Source organism: Streptomyces sp. NPDC005722, from assembly GCF_040630935.1.
In the GTDB taxonomy this organism is placed as follows: Bacteria; Actinomycetota; Actinomycetes; order Streptomycetales; family Streptomycetaceae; genus Actinacidiphila.
The window spans coordinates 310,184-330,806 of record NZ_JBEXYN010000005.1 but is presented as its reverse complement, the minus strand read 5'-3'; the positions used below and the strand labels follow the sequence as shown (position 1 = coordinate 330,806).

At 73.5% G+C, this 20,623-nt stretch carries 20 protein-coding genes; 8 read left to right on the top strand and 12 right to left on the bottom strand.

Annotated features, from left to right (window positions below; all coding sequences use genetic code 11):
* Positions 1-8: 8 nt before the first annotated feature.
* Positions 9-725, top strand: a complete 717-nt coding sequence (locus ABZ479_RS09275; protein ID WP_500460888.1) for a hypothetical protein — start codon at positions 9-11, stop codon at positions 723-725.
* Between the two features lie 260 nt (positions 726-985).
* Here ABZ479_RS09275 and ABZ479_RS09270 read toward each other — a convergent pair whose 3' ends face one another.
* From ABZ479_RS09270 to pdhA, 4 genes are all read right to left on the bottom strand, one after another.
* Entirely contained in the window at positions 986-1,180 is a 195-nt protein-coding gene (locus ABZ479_RS09270; protein ID WP_406266671.1) for a hypothetical protein, read from the bottom strand.
* Positions 1,181-1,285: 105 nt separating this feature from the next.
* The gene (locus tag ABZ479_RS09265) at positions 1,286-2,710 is read right to left on the bottom strand and encodes a dihydrolipoamide acetyltransferase family protein (protein WP_500460937.1); all 1,425 of its coding nucleotides are present in this window, start codon (positions 2,708-2,710) and stop codon (positions 1,286-1,288) included.
* 52 nt (positions 2,711-2,762) lie between these two features.
* Positions 2,763-3,737 (bottom strand): alpha-ketoacid dehydrogenase subunit beta, encoded by a 975-nt coding sequence (locus ABZ479_RS09260; protein WP_499604504.1) that lies wholly within the window; start codon positions 3,735-3,737, stop codon positions 2,763-2,765.
* A 2-nt stretch (positions 3,738-3,739) separates the two neighbouring features.
* Positions 3,740-4,891, bottom strand: coding sequence for a pyruvate dehydrogenase (acetyl-transferring) E1 component subunit alpha (gene pdhA / locus ABZ479_RS09255; RefSeq protein WP_499604505.1), 1,152 nt, complete (start codon positions 4,889-4,891; stop codon positions 3,740-3,742).
* Positions 4,892-5,199: 308 nt separating this feature from the next.
* Here pdhA and ABZ479_RS09250 point away from each other — a divergent pair, with 308 nt between their 5' ends.
* The 3 genes from ABZ479_RS09250 to ABZ479_RS09240 all read left to right on the top strand — a co-directional run bounded on the left by ABZ479_RS09250 (position 5,200) and on the right by ABZ479_RS09240 (position 8,018).
* The gene (locus tag ABZ479_RS09250) at positions 5,200-5,931 is read left to right on the top strand and encodes a response regulator (RefSeq protein ID WP_500460886.1); all 732 of its coding nucleotides are present in this window, start codon (positions 5,200-5,202) and stop codon (positions 5,929-5,931) included.
* Positions 5,932-6,033: 102 nt separating this feature from the next.
* Positions 6,034-6,714, top strand: a complete 681-nt coding sequence (locus ABZ479_RS09245; protein WP_500460884.1) for a GntR family transcriptional regulator — start codon at positions 6,034-6,036, stop codon at positions 6,712-6,714.
* Positions 6,714-8,018 (top strand): MFS transporter, encoded by a 1,305-nt coding sequence (locus tag ABZ479_RS09240; protein WP_500460883.1) that lies wholly within the window; start codon positions 6,714-6,716, stop codon positions 8,016-8,018. The genes ABZ479_RS09245 and ABZ479_RS09240 overlap by 1 nt, the downstream gene beginning before the upstream one ends.
* Before the next feature lie 15 nt (positions 8,019-8,033).
* On the opposite strand, the gene ABZ479_RS09235 is transcribed toward ABZ479_RS09240, so the two are convergent.
* On the bottom strand, positions 8,034-8,864 hold the full coding sequence (locus ABZ479_RS09235) for a maleylpyruvate isomerase family mycothiol-dependent enzyme (protein ID WP_500460881.1): 831 nt from the start codon (positions 8,862-8,864) through the stop codon (positions 8,034-8,036).
* A 132-nt stretch (positions 8,865-8,996) separates the two neighbouring features.
* Between ABZ479_RS09235 and ABZ479_RS09230 the strand changes: the two genes are divergently transcribed.
* The 3 genes from ABZ479_RS09230 (at position 8,997) to ABZ479_RS09220 (ending at position 11,324) form a co-directional block, all read left to right on the top strand.
* Positions 8,997-9,839 carry a carbon-nitrogen family hydrolase gene (locus tag ABZ479_RS09230; RefSeq protein WP_500460880.1) on the top strand — a complete coding sequence of 281 codons (843 nt, stop codon included), beginning with the start codon at positions 8,997-8,999 and terminating at the stop codon, positions 9,837-9,839.
* A gap of 91 nt (positions 9,840-9,930) precedes the next feature.
* Positions 9,931-10,299, top strand: coding sequence for a pyridoxamine 5'-phosphate oxidase family protein (locus ABZ479_RS09225; protein ID WP_499604517.1), 369 nt, complete (start codon positions 9,931-9,933; stop codon positions 10,297-10,299).
* The gene (locus tag ABZ479_RS09220) at positions 10,296-11,324 is read left to right on the top strand and encodes a phosphotransferase (RefSeq protein ID WP_500460878.1); all 1,029 of its coding nucleotides are present in this window, start codon (positions 10,296-10,298) and stop codon (positions 11,322-11,324) included. Before ABZ479_RS09225 ends, ABZ479_RS09220 begins: the two co-directional genes overlap by 4 nt.
* Before the next feature lie 59 nt (positions 11,325-11,383).
* On the opposite strand, the gene ABZ479_RS09215 is transcribed toward ABZ479_RS09220, so the two are convergent.
* On the bottom strand, positions 11,384-12,952 hold the full coding sequence (locus ABZ479_RS09215; RefSeq protein WP_500460877.1) for a protein kinase domain-containing protein: 1,569 nt from the start codon (positions 12,950-12,952) through the stop codon (positions 11,384-11,386).
* Between the two features lie 247 nt (positions 12,953-13,199).
* Between ABZ479_RS09215 and ABZ479_RS09210 the strand changes: the two genes are divergently transcribed.
* Positions 13,200-14,981 (top strand): Stk1 family PASTA domain-containing Ser/Thr kinase, encoded by a 1,782-nt coding sequence (locus tag ABZ479_RS09210; protein WP_500460875.1) that lies wholly within the window; start codon positions 13,200-13,202, stop codon positions 14,979-14,981.
* 143 nt (positions 14,982-15,124) lie between these two features.
* Here ABZ479_RS09210 and ABZ479_RS09205 read toward each other — a convergent pair whose 3' ends face one another.
* The 6 genes from ABZ479_RS09205 to ABZ479_RS09180 all read right to left on the bottom strand — a co-directional run bounded on the left by ABZ479_RS09205 (position 15,125) and on the right by ABZ479_RS09180 (position 20,604).
* On the bottom strand, positions 15,125-15,688 hold the full coding sequence (locus tag ABZ479_RS09205; RefSeq protein ID WP_499604524.1) for a bacterial proteasome activator family protein: 564 nt from the start codon (positions 15,686-15,688) through the stop codon (positions 15,125-15,127).
* 126 nt (positions 15,689-15,814) lie between these two features.
* On the bottom strand, positions 15,815-16,171 hold the full coding sequence (locus ABZ479_RS09200) for a hypothetical protein (RefSeq protein ID WP_500460874.1): 357 nt from the start codon (positions 16,169-16,171) through the stop codon (positions 15,815-15,817).
* A 72-nt stretch (positions 16,172-16,243) separates the two neighbouring features.
* Positions 16,244-17,215, bottom strand: coding sequence for an NAD(P)H-quinone oxidoreductase (locus ABZ479_RS09195; protein WP_499604528.1), 972 nt, complete (start codon positions 17,213-17,215; stop codon positions 16,244-16,246).
* 10 nt (positions 17,216-17,225) lie between these two features.
* Complete coding sequence (locus ABZ479_RS09190; RefSeq protein ID WP_500460872.1) at positions 17,226-18,296, bottom strand: potassium channel family protein; 1,071 nt, start codon at positions 18,294-18,296, stop codon at positions 17,226-17,228.
* On the bottom strand, positions 18,293-19,696 hold the full coding sequence (locus ABZ479_RS09185) for a molybdopterin molybdotransferase MoeA (RefSeq protein WP_500460870.1): 1,404 nt from the start codon (positions 19,694-19,696) through the stop codon (positions 18,293-18,295). The genes ABZ479_RS09190 and ABZ479_RS09185 overlap by 4 nt, the downstream gene beginning before the upstream one ends.
* Positions 19,693-20,604 (bottom strand): NTP transferase domain-containing protein, encoded by a 912-nt coding sequence (locus ABZ479_RS09180; protein ID WP_500460869.1) that lies wholly within the window; start codon positions 20,602-20,604, stop codon positions 19,693-19,695. The genes ABZ479_RS09185 and ABZ479_RS09180 overlap by 4 nt, the downstream gene beginning before the upstream one ends.
* Positions 20,605-20,623: the final 19 nt, after the last annotated feature.

Sequence of the window (20,623 nt, the reverse complement as noted above, 5' to 3'; positions counted from 1 at the left end):
AGCGACGGGTGGACGGGAACGGGACGACGGGCAGCGGGGCGGCAGCGGCAGAGCCGCGGGTCTTCATGGCACTGCCGGGACGCACGGAAGCCGGACCGGAGGCGTTCGAGGCCTGCCTGGCGGAGGTGGTCAGGTGCCTCGGGCTCACCGTCGCACCCGGACCGGACGGCGACCCCCTGCGGACCTGGCGGCATCGCGCCCGGACCGCCCTGCGCGCGGCCTGCCGCAGGGGCACGGTCCTCTCCGAGGAGTCCTTCGACGCGCTGCTCAGGGCGGCCGTCCACGATCCGGACCCCAGTTTCAACCGCCAGTTCGTCGAACCCGCCCTGAACGCCTTCGGGTACCGCCGCGTGCGACTCGCGCTGCTCGGCCACCTGCGCACGGGCACGGACCGCGAGCGCGCGGGCGCCGCACGGGCCTGGTACTGGACGGCCCTGCCCCTGCGGATGACCCTCGTACGGGCCGCGGACCCGACCGCCCTCGACGGGACGGCGCCCGGCGACGACCGGGCCGTCCTGGTGGCCGAGTGGAACGAGGCCGCCCTGCGCGAGTTCGTGGCCAACGAGGCCATCGACGTGCGGCGCTGCATCCTGCCGCTCCTGCCGCTGCGGAGGTCGGCCTACCCGCCGGAGCTGCACGCCCTGGTGGACGTGGCGGTCGCCACGGCCCGGTCCCATCCGGACGCCTACCTCCGGCACCGCGTGGAACACCAGGTCGGCGACTGACGCCCCTGCGCGACCTCGACCGGGACGGCGACGCCGACCTCCTGGCCTCCTGGCCTCCTGGCCTCCTGGCCTCCGAGGGCGCCTACCTCCCGTCGGGCGTGCTGCTGCCCGGCGGCACGAAGGGCAGCACCGCGGCCTCCGCCCGGGTGATTCCGCTGCGGGCCGCGTTCCCGCAGTAGCCGGGCCGGGGTCCGGCTCGACGACGGCAGGCCCGGGCGGCCGCTCGCCCCGGCCCTCCCGTCCGCCGGCGCCGCCGAAGGTCAGGGGCGCAGGTCGCTCACGGCGTCCGTGGTGGCGACGAGGCCGGAATGGATGGTGGGGGCGAGGCTGGAACTGGCGAGGCAGAAGCCGAGGAGGACGCAGAGGATCGCGTGGGAGACCTTCAGCGACTTCGCCCGGAGCAGGATGAGCGTGATCACGATCAGGAGCAGGACCACGGAGATGGATACCGCCATGGCCGTATGACGTCACATATCGCCGCCCGGGTGGGGGCGACACGCGCGGGAAGGGCCCGGACGCACAAATGTCCGGGCCCTTCCCGTCGCCGTGTCCGAGGCGGATCAGGCCCAGGTGATCAGGCGCTTGGGGTACTCCAGGACCGCCGCGACGTCGGCGAGGAACTTGGAGCCGAGCTCGCCGTCGACCAGGCGGTGGTCGAAGGAGAGCGCGAGCGTGGTGACCTGGCGGGGCTTGACCTTGCCCTTGTGGACCCAGGGCAGGTCCTTGACCGCGCCGAAGGCGAGGATCGCGGACTCCCCGGGGTTGAGGATGGGCGTGCCGGTGTCGACGCCGAAGACGCCGACGTTCGTGATGGTGATCGTGCCGCCCTGCATGGCGGCCGGCGAGGTCTTGCCCTCACGGGCCGTGGCGACCAGCTCACCGAGGGCGGACGCCAGTTCGGGCAGGGTCTTGGCCTGGGCGTCCTTGATGTTGGGGACGATCAGGCCGCGCGGGGTGGCCGCGGCGATGCCCAGGTTGACGTAGCCCTTGTGGACGATCTCCTGGTTGGCCTCGTCCCAGGCGGCGTTGATCTCCGGGTTGCGGCGGATCGCGACCAGCAGGGCCTTGGCGACCAGCAGCAGCGGGCTGACCTTGAGCCCGGCGAAGGCCGGGTCGGTCTTCAGCTCCTGGACGAGCCGCATGGTCCGGGTGATGTCGAAGGTGACGAACTCGGTGACGTGCGGCGCGGTGAAGGCGCTGGCGACCATGGCCGCGGCCGTGGCCTTGCGGACGCCCTTGATCGGTACCCGGGTCTCCAGCACGCCCGCGGCGGGAGCCGGGGCGGTGGGAACCGGTGCCGCCTCCGCGACGGCGGTGACCCGTGCGGGGGCGGCCGGCGCGGCGGCGGGGGCCACCGCGTTCTGGACGTCCTCGCGGGTGATCGTGCCCTGCGGCCCGGTCGGGGTGACCGAGGCCAGGTCCACGCCCAGGTCCTTGGCGAGCTTGCGCACCGGCGGCTTCGCCAGCGGACGCACCTCGGCGGGTGCGAACGCCGTGGCGGCCGCCGCCGGGACGGCCGGGGCCACGGCGACAGGGGCCGGGGCGTGGCCGTTGAGCTCGCCCTGGACGGCCTGCTGCGCACCGGACTGCGCCGGCACGGCGGGCTGCTTGCGCGGCCGGCGCTTGGTCGACGAGACGGCGACGCCGTAGCCGACCAGCACGGGCTGCCGCTTCTGCTCGGGCTCCGCGGCGGGCGCCTGGGCGGTCCCGGCGGCCGCGGTCCCGGCGGCCGGCTCGGGGGCGGCCGCGGCGGGCTCCTCGCCCTCACCGGTGTCGACGGTGATGATCACCGTGCCGACGTCGACGGTCTCGCCCTCGGGGAAGCGCAGTTCGTGCACCACCCCGTCGAACGGGATCGGGAGCTCGACCGCGGCCTTGGCGGTCTCGACCTCGCAGACGACCTGGCCGTCGGTGACGGTGTCGCCGGGCTGGACGAACCACTTGAGGATCTCGGCCTCGGTGAGTCCCTCGCCGACGTCCGGCATCTTGAACTCACGGAAGCGCTGCGGTGCTGCCACTGTCGTCACAACCCTCTCCTCAGAACGCCATCGAGCGGTCGACGGCGTCCAGCACCCGGTCCAGGCCGGGCAGGTACTCCTCCTCGACCCGGGCCGGCGGGTACGGGGCGTGGAAGCCGCCGACCCGCAGCACCGGGGCCTCGAGGTGGTAGAAGCAGCGCTCGGTGATGCGGGCGGCGATCTCCGCGCCCATGCCGAGCTGCACCGGCGCCTCGTGCACGACCACCAGGCGGCGGGTCTTCTCCACCGACGCCTGGACGGCGTCGAAGTCCAGCGGGGAGAGCGACCGCAGGTCCACGACCTCCAGGCTACGGCCCTCCTCGGCGGCCGCGGCGGCGGCCTCCAGGCAGACCTTCACCATCGGGCCGTAGGCGGCCAGGGTGAGGTCGGTGCCCTCCAGGGCGGTCCGGGCCTTGTGCAGCGGCGCGGGGATGCCGTCGGTGTCGACCTCGCCCTTGTCCCAGTAGCGGCGCTTGGGCTCGAAGAAGATCACCGGGTCGTCGGAGTCGATCGCCTGCTGCAGCATCCAGTAGGCGTCCTGCGGGGTCGACGGGGAGACGACCTTGAGACCGGCGGTGTGCGAGAAGTACGCCTCGGGCGACTCGCTGTGGTGCTCCACGGCACCGATGCCGCCGCCGTAGGGGATGCGGATGACGACGGGCAGCTTGATCTTGCCCAGGGCGCGCGCGTGCATCTTCGCGAGCTGGGTGACGATCTGGTCGTACGCGGGGAAGACGAAGCCGTCGAACTGGATCTCCACGACGGGGCGGTAGCCGCGCAGGGCCAGGCCGATCGCGGTGCCGACGATGCCGGACTCCGCGAGCGGGGTGTCGATCACCCGCTCCTCGCCGAAGTCCTTGTGCAGGCCGTCGGTGATCCGGAAGACGCCGCCGAGCTTGCCGATGTCCTCACCCATGAGCACGACCTTGGGGTCGGTCTCCAGGGACTTGCGCAGCGCCTCGTTGAGGGCCTTGGCGATGGTCATCGTTGCCATGGTCAGTGACCCTCCGTGCTGTCCGCGAACGACGCCTGGTACGCGGCGAACTGGGCGCGCTCCTCGTCGACGAGGGCGTGGCCGTCGGCGTAGATGTTCTCGAAGATCGCCATCGGGTCGGGGTCGGGCATGGCGCGCACGGCCTCGCGGACCCGCTTGCCGAGCGCGACGCTCTCCGCCTCGACCTCGGCCAGGAAGGCCTCGTCGGCGATGCCCTGCTTCTCCAGGTAGGCCCGCAGCCGCAGGATCGGGTCCTTGTGCTCCCACTGCTCGCGCTCCTCGTCGAGGCGGTAGCGGGTGGGGTCGTCGGAGGTGGTGTGGGCGCCCATGCGGTAGGTGAAGGCCTCGACGAGCATCGGGCCCTGGCCGGAGCGGGCGTGCTCCAGGGCGGCGCGGGTGACCGCGAGGACCGCGAGGACGTCGTTGCCGTCGACCCGTACGCCGGGGAAGCCGAAGCCGGCGGCGCGCTGGTAGATCGGCACGCGGCTCTGCTTCTCGGTGGGCTCGGAGATCGCCCACTGGTTGTTCTGGCAGAAGAAGACCACGGGGGCGTTGTAGACGGCGGCGAAGGTGAAGGCCTCCGCGACGTCGCCCTGGCTGGAGGCACCGTCGCCGAAGTAGGCGATGACGGCGGAGTCGGCGCCGTCCTTGGTGATGCCCATCGCGTAGCCGGTCGCGTGCAGCGTCTGGGAGCCGATCACGATCGTGTACAGCTGGAAGTTGTTCTCGTTCGGGTCCCAGCCGCCGTGGTTCACCCCGCGGAACATCCCGAGCAGGTTGACCGGGTCCACCCCGCGGCACCAGGCGACGCCGTGCTCGCGGTAGGTGGGGAAGACGTAGTCGTCCGGCCTGGTGGCCCGCCCCGAGCCGATCTGTGCGGCCTCCTGGCCCAGCAGCGACGCCCACAGACCCAGCTCGCCCTGCCGCTGCAGGGACGTGGCCTCCGCGTCGAACCGGCGGGTCAGGACCATGTCCCGGTACAGACCGCGCAGCTCTTCGGGGCTCAGGTCGATGGAGTACTCACTGTGCTGGACGCGCTCGCCCTCGGGGGTCAGGAGCTGTACCAGCTCCGGCTCGCCCTCACGGCGCTTCGCTCCACCGCGCGTGCCCGTACGGGGCGTACGGGGCTTCGCGGCAGTGCTTTTCACGCTCACGCTTGCTCCTCCGTCTGTCCGGCCCCCGGGATCCGCCGGCGGCCAGTGCGGCTCTGCCCGACTCGTCGCGGCGCACGGGGTGTGTGCGGCACGGCCGAGCCGGGAGTGTTGGTGACCCGGCAGGAGGCCCTGCGAAGTGAACGTTACCCACACCTTCCGCTTTCGCGCGAAGGGTGTTCTACCTGCGGTTTTGTTTGGATTTCCTAGTAAATGGACGTTCTCGCAGGCCACCGGGACAACGGCACGGTATCCCGAGGATCGATTCTTCGTAAGAGGTCGGCGCGGGTCGCGTGTGCAACGCTGAACTTGTGACCGAAAAGTCGGGCATTACGGTTTTCCTACTGGACGACCACGAAGTCGTCCGGCGCGGGGTGCACGAGCTCCTCTCCGCCGAGGACGGGATCGAGGTCGTCGGCGAGGCCGGCACGGCCGCCGAGGCACTGGCCCGGATCCCGGCCGTACGTCCCGACGTGGCGGTGCTGGACGTGCGCCTGCCGGACGGCAGCGGCGTCGAGGTGTGCCGCGAGATCCGCTCCTCCCAGCCCGGGATCGCCTGCCTGATGCTCACCTCCTACGCGGACGACGAGGCGCTCTTCGACGCGATCATGGCGGGCGCCTCCGGCTACGTGCTCAAGGACATCCGGGCCAGCGACCTGGTCGGCGCGGTCCGGGACGTCGCCGCGGGCCGCTCGCTGCTGGACCCGGTCGCCACCGCGCGCGTCCTGGAGCGGCTGCGCGGCGGCGGGGAGCGCCAGGAGGACCGCCTCTCCGACCTGACCGACCAGGAGAAGCGGATCCTCGACCTGATCGGCGAGGGCCTCACCAACCGGCAGATCGGCGACCGGCTGCACCTGGCGGAGAAGACCGTCAAGAACTACGTCTCCTCGCTGCTCGCCAAGCTCGGCATGCAGCGGCGCACCCAGGCCGCCGCCTACGTCGCGCGGCTGCGCAGCGGCGGTCCGGCGGGCACGGACACGGGAACGGGGACGGGGACGGGAACGGGCCCCGGGCCCTCCGGATCCCGGCCGCCCGGGCCCTGACCGTCCGGCCCCGCGCGAGGCCCGCCCGGCGACCCACGTACCAGTCCGTATGCCGGACGAGGACTGCCCGTGCATACGACTTGTATCTATGATGTGCGCATCATGACCCGGAGCCCCCTCGCGACCGCCGGCGCCACCGCCGAGCCGTCCGCCAAGCAGCCACCCGCCGCCGAGCGGGTCTACACGCACGTCAAGCAGGCGGTGCTCGACCGCCGCTACGAGGGCGGCACCCTCCTGAGCGAGGGCGAACTGGCCGAGGCGGTGGGCGTCTCGCGCACCCCCGTCCGCGAGGCCCTGCTGCGCCTGGAGGCCGAGGGCCTGCTGAAGCTCTACCCGAAGAAGGGCGCCCTGGTGCTGCCGGTCTCCGCGCAGGAGATCGCGGACGTCGTGGAGACCCGGCTGCTCGTGGAGCGCCACGCGGTGACGAAGGTGGCGCCCGCGCCCGAGCGGCTGCTGACCCGCCTGGAGGAGGTGCTGGACGAGCAGCGCGGCCATGCCGCCACCGGCGACCTGGCCGCCTTCGCGGCGGCCGACCGCTGCTTCCACGCCGAGATCGTGCGCGCCGCGGGCAACCGCATCCTGTCCCACCTGTACGACCAGCTGAGGGACCGTCAACTGCGCATGGGGGTGGCGACGATGCACGCCGAACCGGGCCGCATCGCCAAGAACGTCGCCGAACACACCGAGATCCTCGCGGCCTTGCGCGCCGGGGACACCGCCGCGGCGGCCACGCTGGTCGAACGGCACGTCAGCTGGGTGAGTCACCTGGCCCGGGGGGAGTGATGGCGACGAGCGGCACCACCATCGGTGAACCGCCCGGCGGCACCAGGGCGGTCGCCGTCTGGAGCATCGGCACCCTCGTCTACACGGTCGCGGTCGTGCACCGCACCAGCCTCGGCGTCGCCGGCATCGACGCCGCGGAGCGCTTCCACATCGGCGCCTCGGCGCTGTCCACCTTCTCGATCCTGCAGGTGCTGGTCTACGCGGGCATGCAGATACCCGTGGGCCTGATGGTCGACCGCCTCGGCACCAAGAAGGTGCTGAGCATCGGCATCGTCCTGTTCACCGCGGGCCAGCTCGGCTTCGCCCTCTCGCACGCGTACGGACCGGCGCTCGCCGCCCGCGCGGTGCTGGGCTGCGGCGACGCCATGACCTTCGTCAGCGTGCTGCGGCTCGGCTCGCGCTGGTTCCCGGCCCGGCGCGGACCCATGATCGCGCAGGGTGCCGCGCTGTTCGGCGTGGCGGGCAACCTGCTGAGCACCGTGCTGCTGGCGCGGCTGCTGCACTCCGCGGGCTGGACCCCCACCTTCGTCGGGACGGCCCTGGGCGGCGCGCTCGTCCTCGTCCTGGTGCTGCTCTTCATGAAGGACCACCCCGAGGGCTTCGAGCCGGCGCCCCCCGAGCACCCCGGACGCGGTTACGTGAAGCGGCAGATCGCCGCCGCCTGGCGCGAGCCCGGCACCCGGCTGGGCATGTGGACGCACTTCACCACCCAGTTCTCCGGGATGGTCTTCCTGCTGCTGTGGGGACTGCCGTACCTGGTCGAGGACCAGGGGCTGTCCCGCGAGACCGCGGGCACCCTGCTGACGGTGGTCGTGATCGCCAACATGGTCTTCGGGATGCTCTTCGGGCAGATCATCGGCCGCCACCACGGCGCCCGGATGCCGCTCACCCTCGGCGTCGTCGGGGCGACCGCGGTGATGTGGGCGGTGGTCCTGGTCTGGCCCGCGGACCACGCCCCCCTGTGGCTGCTCGTGCTGCTCTGCGTCGTGCTGGGCACCTGCGGCCCGGCGTCGATGATCGGCTTCGACTTCGCCCGCCCGGCGAACCCGCCCGAGCGCTTCGGCACCGCCTCCGGCATCGTCAACATCGGCGGCTTCACCGCCTCGATGGCCGCGCTGCTGGCCATCGGCGTCCTGCTGGACGCGAGCGGCGACGACTACCGGGTGGCCTGGAGCAGCGTCTTCGTGCTCCAGGCGTTCGGCCTGGTGCAGATCCTGCGGCTGCGCGGCCGGGCCGCGCGGCTGGAGCGGCAGCGCATCGCCGTCAGCCGCGTCGAGAGCGTCCACGTCCCCGCCGGGACATGAACGCTCCCCCGGGCGTCACTGCGTGACGGCGATGTTCGCCAGGATCGCGTCGGCCAGCGACTGGTCGCCCTCGGTCTTCAGCCGGTCCTCCACCGCGTGCGCACGCGTGCGACCGCAGGTCAGCCGGACGAAGGTCTCCCAGTCCAGGGTCAGCGTGACCGCCGGGCCGAGCGAGACGCTGCCGTCGATCGAGCCGTGGCCTTCGGGGTCGACCCGGACCGTCCGCATGAACTCCAGCTCACCGTGGACGTCGAACACCACGGCGGAACCCGCCGGGGCGCCCGCGCGCTCGGCGACGACCTTCGGCAGCTCGGACAGGATGTGGTCCCGGGCCACGGCGGCGGCCGCCGAGTCCAGGTTGCCGGGCTCGCCCAGCGCCCGGCGCAGGTCCTGCTCGTGCACCCACACGTCGAAGACCCGCCACTTCAGCAGCTCCCCGAGGGTCATCTCCCGGCCCATGGGGCCGCGGACGGTGTCCTGCGCGCCGCGGGTCTCGTTCCGCAGCTGCCGCGACCGGCGGATGATGGTGTAGTCGAGCTCGCCGACCACCTCGGGCGCGGTGTGGTGCCGCCGCTTGTCGACCGGCACCTCGACGTAGCGGGCGTGCTCCGTGGTCATGTGCCGCAGGTCGCTGGGGAGCGTGTGGATGGGCCGCGGATCGCCCAGCAGCTCGCACTCGAACGCGATCACGTGCGAGACGACGTCGCGCACGGACCAGTACGGGCACTCGGTCGGCCGGTTCCAGGCACCCGCCGGAACGGGGCGGACCAACTCGGCTATGGATTCTATGGAGTGGGTCCAGGCGTCGATGTACGGCTGGATCTGGCTGTGGACGGTGCCGGTCACGGGACCCCTCGACGGTCGGTGCGCGGTCGTGGTGTGCGCCTTAAATTACGCTGCGCAGTGACACCACGGGAGTGCTTTCGTGTGACGATCGTAGGCCCGCAACAACGTGCCGAACTCATGGGCGGTGGTACTGTGCGCGTTTCCCTGCTCCAGATCGACGTCGACCACGGCGAAGCGGTGGACGCCCGGCGCGAACGGGTCGCGTCACTCGTCCGCGCACAAGCCGGATCGGACCTGGTCGTCCTGCCCGAACTGTGGCCCGTCGGGGCCTTCGCGGCCGATCTTTTCCAGCCAGAGGCCGAACCGCTGCGGGGTCCCACGGCCGAGGTCATGAGCGCCGCCGCGCTCGACGCGGGCGTCTGGCTGCACGCCGGGTCGATCGTCGAGCGCGCCGCCGACGGCGCGCTGTACAACACCTCCCTGCTGTTCTCCCCCGACGGCGAACTCCGCGCGACCTACCGCAAGATCCACCGCTTCGGCTTCGACCGGGGCGAGGCCGTGCTCATGAGCGCCGGCGACCGCGTCGTCACCAGCGACGTCCAGGGCGTCCCCGTGGGCCTGGCCACCTGCTACGACCTGCGCTTCCCCGAGATGTTCCGGCTGCTCGTCGACGCGGGCGCCACCCTGGTCGTCCTCCCGGCCGGCTGGCCCGCGCGACGCCGTGAGCACTGGACGCTGCTGGCCCGGGCCCGGGCGATCGAGTCGCAGGCCTACGTGGTGGCCTGCGGCACCGCGGGCACCCACGCCGGGGTGGAGCTGGCCGGGCACAGCGTCGTCGTCGACCCCTGGGGCGCCGTGGTCGCCGAGGCCGGACCGGGCGAGGAGGTCCTCACCGCCGACCTCGACCCGGGCCTGGTGGGCAAGACCCGGGCGGACTTCCCGGTGCTGCGCGACCGCGTGCTGGGCGTGCCGGCGCCGGATTCCACGCCGCATTCGACGCCGGATTCGGCACCGGTGCCCGATTCGGCCGGTTGAGGCCGTATGACCCCATCAGGGACCATCGACCCCGGAGGTGGGGGCTGAGTGCTCTGCGCCTCCGGGGGCCCCGCCCGGCAGGGTGGTTCCCATGGAATTCGAGGGGCGCGCTGCGCTGGCGCTGCTGGGAAGGGTTCGGTACGGGCGGCTGGCGCTGACGCGGGGGGCCCTGCCGTACATCGCCGTGGCCCGGCACGTCGTCGACGACGGCTCCGTGCTGATCCGCACCGACCGCTCGTGGGGCGTGGACGGCACGGTCGTGGCCTACCAGGCGGACGACCTCGAAGCGGGCTGGGCGGTGCAGTTCCTCGGCACGGCCCGCGCGTTCCGCCCTTCGACGGCACAACGGGCGCTCTTCGGCACAGATCATCAAAACGATACAAGCCGGGAGCCGGGCCATGTGTACGTACGGCTCGACCCGCGAGTCCACCACCGGAATGATCTAGCATCTGCCTGGTGATCGGGAGTTCGGCGACGGCGCCGCCCTCCGCCGGGACACTGGACACCCTGCTGCGCCGATACACGGACGCCGGCGCCCCGCTGTCCTGCGAACCCGTTGCCCAGGGCCTACTGAACCGGGGATTCCGGCTGGCCACCACCCGCGGCCGCTACTTCCTCAAGCTGTACGTCGACAGCGCCACCGCGGACTCCGCCGTCATCGCCCGCCAGCACCGGGCGACCCAGCGGCTGGACGAGGTGGGCCTGCCCGTCGCCCCGCCCGTGCCGGACGCCGACGGCCGCACCGTCGCCGTGGTCGGCGGCCGCTGCTTCGCGCTCTACCCCTGGGTGGAGGGACGGCACCGCGAAGGCGGCGAACTCACCACCGGCGACTCCCGTCGCCTGGGCGCGCTGCTCGGTCTCGTGCACACGACGCTGGCCCAGGTGCAGCCCGCACCCGAGCCGGGCCGGCACGCCAGCGCCGACCCCGAACTGACCTACGCGCTGATCACCGCGCTGCTGCGCCGGGTGCGCGATCGCGCGCCCCGCGAGACCTTCGACGAACTGGCCGAGCACCGGCTGCTGGAGCGCCGCGCCCTGCTGGAACGTCACGCCCACCGCCGCCCGCCCGACGCCGCCGGCCCGGTGTCCGGCTGGGTGCACGGCGACTTCCACCCGCTCAACCTGCTCTACCGCGAGGACGAACCCGTCGCCATCGTGGACTGGGACCGGCTCGGCGTGCAGCCGCGCGCCGAGGAGGCGGTACGGGCCGCCGTGATCTTCTTCGTGCAGCCCGGCGGCGCCCTGGACCTCGACAAGATCCGCGCGTACGCCCGGGCCTACCGCGGCGCCGCGGGCGTGGCGGAGGACGAACTGGCCGCCGCCGTGCACCGGGTGTGGTGGGAGCGGCTCAACGACTTCTGGATGCTGCGCTGGCGCTACGTCCTCGACGACCGCAGGACCGACCCCCTCTTCCCGGCCTCGTCCGCCCTGGTCGTCTGGTGGACCGCGGCGTACGAGGCCGTGCTGGAGGCCTTCACCGGCTGACCCGGGCGGCCGGCGGTGTGGTCACCGGCCGCCGGACCGCGGCCACCGGTCACCGCCGGTCAGCCGCCCGTGACGCCGCCGTCCGCGCCCTCGGTGCCGGCCGTACCGCCGGACGCCTCACCCGAGGTGCCCTCGGTGCCGCCCGCGGTCTCGGTCGGGGTCGGCGTCGGCGAGGGCGGCGCGGAGCTGGCCGGGGCGCTCGGCTCCTTCGTCGGCGCCTGCGAGGTCACGGGGGCCTGCGAGGTCGGCCGTGTGTAGGTGGGGGACGAGTTGTAGGACGGCTTCTCGGTGACGCCGCCGGTGCCCTCCTGCGTACTGCCCGTGGTGTCGTCCTGGGTCGGCTGCGAGGTCGGCTTCTCCGGCTGCGACTGCGTCGGCGTCACCTTCTCCGCCGGGGGCTTCTTGTCGCCGGTGTGGGCGACGGCGAAGTAGATGCCGAGGGCGACCGCGAGCACCGCCGCGACCACGAAGAGCACCGGCTTGACCCAGCGCCCGCCGCCGTGCGGGGGCCGCCCGCCGCCGTAGCCGTGGTCGCCGCCGTCACCGCCGGGCGGCCCGAGCAGCAGGGGCGGCTGCAACTCCGAGGTGTGGTGGGCGTTCTGCTGCGCGTACTGCGGGGGGACGCCCATCGGCGCGGTCGGGGCGGCCTGCGGCGCGGGCACGTAGCCGGTGTTCCAGGTGCCGGTGTGGCCGCCGCGCTCGTTGAGCATGCCCAGCGCGTACTGGACGACGCCGCGCATCTCCTCGGCGGTCTGGAAGCGGTCGTCCGGGTGCTTGGCGAGCGCGTGCAGCACCAGCCCGTCCAGCTCCGGCGGCACCCGGTCGCTGAGCTCGGAGGGCGGCCGCGGCTCGTCCTGCACGTGCTGGTAGACCACCGACAGCGGGGTCTCGCCGGTGAACGGCGGCCGCAGCGCGAGGAGTTCGTAGAGCAGGCAGCCCGTCGCGTACAGGTCGGAGCGGGTGTCGACCGTCTTGCCGAGCGCCTGCTCCGGCGACAGGTACTGCGGGGTGCCCATGACCATGCCGGTCTGCGTCATCGTGGTCGAGGCGCCGTGCAGCGCCCGCGCGATGCCGAAGTCCATCACCTTCACCGCGCCGGTGTTGGTGATGATCACGTTCGCCGGCTTGATGTCCCGGTGGACGATGCCGTGCGCGTGGCTGTAGGCCAGCGCCTCCAGCACGCCCGAGACGATGATGAGCGCCTGGTCGACCGGCGGCGGCTCGTCGGACCCCAGCAGCAGGTCGCGGATCGTGCGGCCCTCGACGAGCTCCATCACGATGTACGGCACGGTGCCGCCCGGCGTGACGTCCTCGCCCGAGTCGTACACCGCCACCACCGCATGGTGGTTGAGCCCGGCGACCGACTGCGCCTCACGCGTGAAACGGGCCTTGGAGACCGGGTCCTCGGCGAGGTCGGAACGGAGCAGCTTGACGGCCACCGTCCGCCCGAGGCGCACGTCCTCGGCCGCGAAGACCTCGGCCATGCCGCCGCGTCCGAGACGCCCGGTCAGCCGGTAACGGCCGTCTCCGACCAGGCCTCCGGCGCCCCACTGCTCAGGCGAGTCGGGCACGCCCCGGCCGTCGGCAGAGGGCTCGTCAGGGCCCCCGGCGGCTGTCGTCTGTGCCATCAGTCCTCGCCGTCGATCGTCGCCGTACAGGGTCCTCCAGCGCACCACGCTACCGCGTTCGGCGACGGACGCGCTCCCGTGCCGCCCTCGCCACCCCCGCGAAGGGATTCATACGCATCCGGTGACGAACAGGTCAACGAACTTGACCTGTCCAGGCCGTCGGGCAGACTGGGCGGGCAGGATCGGGGCAACTGTCTTGTGCGTACGCGCGGTGCGCCCAGGGGGAACGTCAAGGGGACGGGTACGGATGAGCGGGGACGGCACGCGGGGCACTCATTCCGGGCGCTCGGTCGGCAACGGTCGCTACGTACTCCGGGACCTGCTGGGACAGGGTGGCATGGCCGCCGTCCACCTGGCACACGACACAGTGCTGGACCGCCCGGTGGCCGTCAAGACGCTGCACACGGACCTCGGCCGGGAGCAGTCCTTCCGCGAGCGGTTCCGCCGCGAGGCGCAGGCCGTCGCCAAGCTCAACCACACCAACATCGTCTCGGTCTTCGACTCCGGCGAGGACACCGCGGACGGCGCGCTCGTGCCGTACATCGTCATGGAGTACGTCGAGGGCAAGCCGCTGCGCGAGGTGCTCGACGAGGACATCGCGCGGTTCGGCGCGATGCCCACCGAGAAGGCCCTGAAGATCACCGCGGACGTGCTCGCGGCGCTCTCCGAGAGCCACAGCATGGGCCTGGTCCACCGGGACATCAAGCCCGGCAACGTGATGCTGACCAAGCGCGGCGTGGTGAAGGTGATGGACTTCGGCATCGCCCGCGCGATGCAGTCCGGCGTCTCGTCGATGACGCAGACCGGCATGGTGGTCGGCACCCCGCAGTACCTCTCGCCCGAGCAGGCGCTGGGACGCGGCGTGGACGAGCGCTCCGACCTGTACTCGGTGGGCTGCCTGCTCTTCGAGCTGCTCACCGGACGGCTCCCGTTCGACGGCGACTCCCCGCTGTCCATCGCCTACCAGCACGTCCAGGAGGCCCCGCCGGCCCCGTCGACGCTCAACCGGGCGGTGCAGCCGGGCGTCGACGCGCTCGTCGCGCGGGCCCTGAGGAAGAACCCCGCCGAGCGCTTCCCCACCGCCGACGCCATGCGCGACGAGGCGCAGCGGGTCGCCGCCCCGGGCCACGGCGGCGCCACCACGCCGCTGATCATCGGCGGCGGGCCGCGCCCGCGCGGCCGCGGCGAGGACGTCTCCTCCGCGGTCTTCCCGCCGGTGCAGGGTGACCTGCGCACCCCGCCGCCGCACATACAGAACCACTACCAGGCCCCGGCTCCGTACCCGCAGCCTCAGCAACAGCACCCGCAGCAGCAGCAACACCCGCAGCGCTGGGGCGCGGCCGCCCAGGGCGGCGGCGCCCACACCCCGCCGCCCGGCCCCGCCTACGGCTACCCGCAGAACGCCCCCCACGCGCCCCACCCCTCGCACCCGCAGGCCGGGCAGCAGCACTCCACCCCGCCCTACACGATGCGCCCGGGCACCCCGTCGGGCGGCGGGCGCAGGGGCGGCGGCGCCTCGACCGCGGTCGTGGCCATCGGCGCCACGGTCGCCGTGATCGCGGTCGTCGTGGTCGTCGTCATCGCCATGTCGATGGGCGGCCCGGGCACCAAGGACGACACCGGCGGCACTCCCACCTACGACTCCCGGCCCGGTAACACCGCCACCACCGGCCGCCAGGAGACCTCTTCGGACCCGGCGGACGACGAACCGGCGGGCGACGAACCCGCGCCGGGCGTCAGCCAGGCCGACCAGACCCGCACCATCGACGCCTCGCGCTGCACCGAGGCCACCAAGAGCTACCTGGGCGACGACCCGGACGCCGTGGTGATGCCGGACTTCTTCACCAAGTACGTCGACTCGGTCAAGTCCTGCATGGAAGCCGCTGGTTGGGACTACGAGATCAAGTACCGCAACGAGCAGATCTACGGGAAGGGCGCGGTCGTCGACCAGAAGCCCAAGACCTACGGCGCGTTCAGGCCGGAGAAGGACCGGATCACCGTCTGGGTCTCCACCGGCCAGGGCGGCTGACGCCCCCGGGCCTCGTACCCGGGCGGACCCGCCCGTGGACGGACGCGCTCGTGGACGGACCCGGATCAACGACGGACGGCGGGTGACCCCATGGGTCCCCGCCGTCTGTACCTACGCGTACGTACCGTCGTGGTGCCGCCGGCTCACAGGTAGGGGCCGGTGCGCGCCCCGCCCGGGGCCTGCCCGTCCTCGTCGCCCTCGTGACCCACACCGGGCGGCAGGGCGCGGCGCATCTGCTCCAGCTGCGCGCGGGCGGCCATCTGCTGGGCGAACAGGGCGGTCTGGATGCCGTGGAACAGGCCCTCCAGCCAGCCCACCAACTGCGCCTGGGCGATGCGCAGCTCGGCGTCGCTCGGCACGCCGTCCTCGGCGAAGGGCAGCGAGAGCCGCTCCAACTCCTCGACGAGCTCGGGCGCGAGGCCCGCCTCGAGCTCCTTCACGGAGCTGTGGTGGATCTCCTTCAGGCGCACCCGGCTCGCCTCGTCCAGGGGCGCGGCCTTGACCTCTTCCAGGAGCTGCTTGATCATGCTGCCGATCCGCATGACCTTCGCGGGCTGTTCGACCATCTCCGTCACGGGGACCTCGCGCTGCTCGTCGCCTTCTCCGGCGCGGTCGGCGTGTCCGCCGCCGCCGAGGGCCATCCCGTCCGGGCCGACGACCAGGACCTGCGGGCTCTCCTGCGACCGTTCGTTCATCGGCATCTCCATGCCGCCATTGTCGCGCACCGGCGCCTCTCCGGAATGTGTGCCCCCCACCGTCCCGCGCCACTCCTCCCGGCAGCCCCCGTCCGCGGCCCGGGGGCTCCGGCCGGCCCGGTCCGCGGCACGCGGAGGTCAGCGGCCACGGCGCAGCCGGAGGGCCAGGAAGCCCAGGCCGAGCCCGATCAGCAGCAGTCCCACGCCGAGCGGCAGGACCTCCAGCACCCGTCCCACGGGTACCCGGACGGCGGCCGGGCCCTGGTCCTGCGGCTCCTCGACGTGCACGGGGACGTGGGCCGAGGGCCGTCCGCCGTCGTCGCCCGGGGTCTGCGGCGGCTCCGCCCGGCCGGGGTGCCTGCGTCCCTCACCGGGTTCGGTGCCCGCCAGCCCGGAGGACGCCGCCGGGTGGGGAGGGGGCGGCGCGGCCGCGCCGGTGACCAGGAGGGCGACTCCGGTCACCGTCGTCGCCACGACCACCTTCCGCAACTCCATGCTCCCAGCGTCACACGGAGCGTCATGGGCGGCCAGTCGTGCCCTGGGGCCGTACCGGCCGCCCGGCGGCGGTCAGAGGGTGAGCAGCACCTTGCCGACGTGGGTGCTGGCCTCGACCAGCCGGTGCGCCTCCGGGGCCTCCCGCATCGGGAGGGCGCGGTCCACGACCGGGCGCACCACCCCGGACTCCAGCAGCGGCCAGACGTGCTCCCGCACCGCCGCCACGATGGCCGCCTTCTCCTCCAGCGGCCGTCCGCGCAGCGAGGTCGCGGTGATCGCGGCCCGCTTGGCCAGCATCCTGCCGAGGTCGAGCTCGCCCTTGGCGCCGCCCTGGAGCCCGATGACGGCCAGCCTGCCGTTGACCGCGAGGGCGTCGACGTTCCGGCCCAGGTACTTGGCGCCCATGATGTCGAGGATGACGTCGGCGCCGCCGAAGGCCTCCCGGACCTCGGCCGTGAAGTCCTGCTCCCGGTAGTTGATCCCGAGGTCGGCGCCCAGTTCACGGCACTTCTCGAGCTTGTCCGCGCTGCCCGCGGTGACGGCGACCTTGGCGCCGACCGCCTTGGCCAGCTGGATCGCCATCGTGCCGATGCCGCTGGAACCGCCGTGGACCAGCAGCGTCTCGCCGGGACGCAGGTGGGCGATCATGAAGACGTTGGACCAGACGGTGCAGACCACCTCGGGCAGGGCCGCCGCCTCGACGAGCCCCACGCCCTTGGGCACCGGCAGCAGCTGCCCGGCGGGGACGGCCACCTTCCCGGCGTAGCCGCCGCCCGCGAGCAGCGCGCACACCTCGTCGCCCACCGACCAGCCGCTCACCCCCGGGCCGAGGGCGGCGACACGGCCCGAGCACTCCAGGCCCGGGTAGGGGGACGCGCCGGGCGGCGGGTCGTAGAAGCCCTGCCGCTGCAGCAGGTCGGCACGGTTGACGGCGGTCGCGGCGACCTCGACCAGCACCTCGCCCTCGGCGGGTACGGGATCGGGGACCTCGGCCCAGACGAGCGCGTCGGGGCCGCCGGGTTCGGGGATGGTGATCGCATGCATGCCGCCGACGCTACCCCTGCGGGACGTGCGACGGGTCGTCCTGGCTCGTCCTGTGGATGACGATGAGCCGATCGGTCAACTGCAGCGGGCTCGCCTCGGGGTTGTCGTGGTCGAGCAGGCGGTGGCCGCGCTTGACGACCACCACCAGGTCGTCGACCTCGCGCGGGTCCAGCCCGGCCTCCGCCTTGGTGACGGGGCGCTCGATCAGGTCCAGCCCGCTGCCGTAGCTGATCAGCTCCTCCATCACCTCGCCGGCGCTGGGGCTGAGCATCGACATCCCGAGCAGCCGGCCCGCCGCCCCGGAGCTGGTGACGACGGCGTTGGCGCCGGACTGGCGGAGCAGCGGGGCGTTCTCCTCCTCGCGCACGGACGCGACGATGTTGATCCGCTTGCTCAACTGCCGGGCCGTGAGGGCCACCAGGACGGCGGTGTCGTCCCGTTGCGCGGCGATGATCAGCTCCTTGGCCCGCTGGATCTCGGCGCGCAGCAGCACGTCGTTGCGGGTGGCGTCGCCGACGACCCCGGCGAATCCCGCGGCGACCGCGGACTCCACGGCCTTGTGGTCGGGGTCGACCACCACGATCCGCTGGGCCGGCACCCCGTGCCCGGTCAGCGTCCTGGCCGCCGAACGGCCCTTGGTGCCGTATCCGACGATGACGGTGTGGTCGCGCACGGTGGACCTCCAGCGCTGCTGCCGGTACTGCTCACGGGTGCGCTCGGTGAGCACTTCGAGCGTGGTGCCGACGAGGATGATCAGGAAGAGCACGCGCAGGGGCGTCACCAGGAGCACGTTGCTCAGCCGGGCGCTCGCGCTGTAGGGGACGACGTCCCCGTAGCCCGTGGTGGAGAGGGTGACGGTCGCGTAGTAGACGCAGTCCAGCAGCGACATCGTGCCGCCGGCGTTGTCGTGGTAACCGCCGCGGTCGACGTACACGATCAGCACGGTCAGCACCAGGACCAGCAGGGCCATCAGGAGCCGCCGGACCACCTGGACCAGGGGGCCGACGGCCTTCTTGTGGGGCAGGTGGACGATGTCGACACCCGTCCGTGCGGCGCCACGGCCGCGGCCCACGTCCCTCACTGCCGCCCCCAGCCCGTCTCCAGGACGGCCGTGCGGTCGCCCTTCACGGCCCCGCCCGGCGGGACGACGGCCATGCCGTCGGCCGCCGCGATGCCGCGCAGCATCGCCGGGCCGCTGAAGTGCAGCGGGGCCGCCTGCGACTCCTCGTCCAGGACCACCGGCACCAGACGCGTGTCGGTGGGGTGGCCGTGCACGTCACCGGTGAGCCGTGCCTCGTACGCCGCCGGGGCCGGGCGGCCCGCGAGCGCGCGCAGCAGGGGGACGGCGAGGGTCAGCACCCCGGAGACCGCCGCCAGCGGGTTCCCCGGCAGGCCCACCAGCCGCCCGCCGCCGGGCAGTTCGGCCAGCAGCATCGGGTGTCCCGGGCGGACCGCGACGCCGTCGACGAGCAACCGGGCGCCGATGCGCTCCAGTACGGGGTGGACGAAGTCCACCGGGCCGCCCGCCGTGCCGCCGGTGGTGACCACCAGCTCGGCGGCGGACGCGGTGACGGCGTCCTGCAGCAGGCCGGCGTCGTCCTTCAGCCGCCGCACGGTGACCGTGCCCGCCCCGAGTGCCGTGAGCCAGCCGGGGAGCAGCGGGCCGAGCGCGTCCCGCACCCGGCCGGCGCCGGGCGCCCCGGCGTCCAGCAACTCGTCGCCCAGGACGAGGACCTCCACCGAAGGCCGCGCCGTGACGGTCAGTGCGTCGTATCCCGCCGCCGCGGCCAGGCCCAGCACCGCGGGCGTGACCAGCGCGCCGGCCGCCAGCAACTCGTCGCCGCCGCGGCACTCCTGGCCACGGGGCCGTACGTCCTGACCGGGCCCGGGGCCGCCGCGCGTGGCGTGCAGCAGCCCGTCGGCGGTGAGCCGGCCGTGCTCCCGGCGCAGCACCGCCGTCGCGCCGGGGGGCAGCGCGGCCCCGGTGGCGATGACGGTCGCCTGCCCGTCGAGCAGCGCGGTCGCAGCCCGCTGACCGGCCAGGACGCTGCCCTCGGTGCGCCACGGGCCGGGCCCGGCGACGGCCCAGCCGTCCATCGCGGAGGTGTCGAAGGAGGGCAGGTCCGTGAGCGCGGTCAGCGGCTCGGCCAGGGCGTGCCCGAGGGCCTCGCCGAGCGGCAGGGTCAGCCGGCCCAGCGGTCCCGCGGCGGAGCCCGCGATGCGCCGGGCCCGCGGCCACGGCATGTCGTGGTGGCCGCCGTGGGCCGTGCCGCGGGAGGCACCGTGGTCACCGCCCCGGGTCCCGCCGTGCAGGTGGGGGAGCGACCGGGCGCCGTCCGCGCCGCCGCCGGAAGGCGGCTGCACGGGGCCGTACCGGCCGGCGGCCCGCCCGTTGGCCAGGGCGAGCGCCGCTTCCAGCTCGTCGTCGGCGGCCCCGGCACCGGTGTCGCGGGCACCGCCCGCCGCACCCGGCAGGTTCATGCGTCCGGGTCCCCGCTCTCCGCTTCCTTCGCCCACCGCTCGGCCAGCGCGGAGGCGCGCCTGACGGCCTCCGCGACGGCCTGCTCGCCGCCGCCCGCCGTGGCCGCCGCGTAGCCCACCAGGAAGGTGGTCAGCGGCGCTGCGGGGCGGTCGACGCCGTGCGCGGCGTCCCGGGCGAGATCGAGGAGCATACGGATGTCGACGTCGAGGTCGATGCCGAGTTCGGCCTTGGCTGCGGCGATCCATTCATCCAACACGCCCCCATGCTCCCTGATACGGGCCCGGGCTGTGGAGAGGTCGTCCCAGGTGTCGCAGTCGAAGGAGGCCTGCCCGGTGGGGTCGGGCAGCCGCCGCAGGGCGAGTTCACCGGTGAGCAGCCGCAACGGCAGCCCGGTGAGCGTCCCGTGCTCGGCGGCGATCAGCGCCAGGTGCTGGCGCAGTGCCTCCGTGCGGTAGGCGGCCGCCAGCGTCTGGTCGCGGCCGTCGGGATCGGTGAGCACGACCCCGTCGGCGCCCTCCGCTCCGCGCAGGGCACCGAGCAGGGCGTCCACCGTGGTGCGGGAGAGGAACGGCAGGTCGGCGGCGAGCACCAGCACGACGTCCGCGGTGACCTGGCGCAGTCCGGCGGAGAGCGCGGGCAGCGGGCCGCCGCCCGGCGGTTCCTCCCTGGCCCAGGCCACCGGGCGGACGGTGGGGCGGCGCGGGCCGACGACCACCGTGGTGGCCGCGCCCGCGCACGCGTCCAGGACGCGGTCGATCAGCGCCCTCCCCGCGACGGGCAGGCCCGGCTTGTCGGCCCCGCCGAGGCGCCTTGCGGCGCCGCCGGCGAGGACGACCGCGTCGTGGGGCTGCTCGTACGGCGAACGCGGCGATGGGTGGTCACGCGGCTCACGCGGCTCCGGAGTCATGCCCGGAGTATCGCCCACC

What these genes read in the sequence shown, in the direction of transcription:
- ABZ479_RS09270 (WP_406266671.1), bottom strand. Translation starts at nt 1,180, where the DNA reads ATGGCGGTATCCATCTCCGTGGTCCTGCTCCTGATCGTGATCACGCTC.
- ABZ479_RS09265 (WP_500460937.1), bottom strand. Translation starts at nt 2,710, where the DNA reads ATGCCGGACGTCGGCGAGGGACTCACCGAGGCCGAGATCCTCAAGTGG.
- ABZ479_RS09260 (WP_499604504.1), bottom strand. Translation starts at nt 3,737, where the DNA reads ATGGCAACGATGACCATCGCCAAGGCCCTCAACGAGGCGCTGCGCAAG.
- ABZ479_RS09245 (WP_500460884.1), top strand. Translation starts at nt 6,034, where the DNA reads ATGACCCGGAGCCCCCTCGCGACCGCCGGCGCCACCGCCGAGCCGTCC.
- ABZ479_RS09240 (WP_500460883.1), top strand. Translation starts at nt 6,714, where the DNA reads ATGGCGACGAGCGGCACCACCATCGGTGAACCGCCCGGCGGCACCAGG.
- ABZ479_RS09225 (WP_499604517.1), top strand. Translation starts at nt 9,931, where the DNA reads ATGGAATTCGAGGGGCGCGCTGCGCTGGCGCTGCTGGGAAGGGTTCGG.
- ABZ479_RS09215 (WP_500460877.1), bottom strand. Translation starts at nt 12,952, where the DNA reads ATGGCACAGACGACAGCCGCCGGGGGCCCTGACGAGCCCTCTGCCGAC.
- ABZ479_RS09210 (WP_500460875.1), top strand. Translation starts at nt 13,200, where the DNA reads ATGAGCGGGGACGGCACGCGGGGCACTCATTCCGGGCGCTCGGTCGGC.
- ABZ479_RS09205 (WP_499604524.1), bottom strand. Translation starts at nt 15,688, where the DNA reads ATGGAGATGCCGATGAACGAACGGTCGCAGGAGAGCCCGCAGGTCCTG.
- ABZ479_RS09200 (WP_500460874.1), bottom strand. Translation starts at nt 16,171, where the DNA reads ATGGAGTTGCGGAAGGTGGTCGTGGCGACGACGGTGACCGGAGTCGCC.
- ABZ479_RS09195 (WP_499604528.1), bottom strand. Translation starts at nt 17,215, where the DNA reads ATGCATGCGATCACCATCCCCGAACCCGGCGGCCCCGACGCGCTCGTC.
- ABZ479_RS09185 (WP_500460870.1), bottom strand. Translation starts at nt 19,696, where the DNA reads ATGAACCTGCCGGGTGCGGCGGGCGGTGCCCGCGACACCGGTGCCGGG.
- ABZ479_RS09180 (WP_500460869.1), bottom strand. Translation starts at nt 20,604, where the DNA reads ATGACTCCGGAGCCGCGTGAGCCGCGTGACCACCCATCGCCGCGTTCG.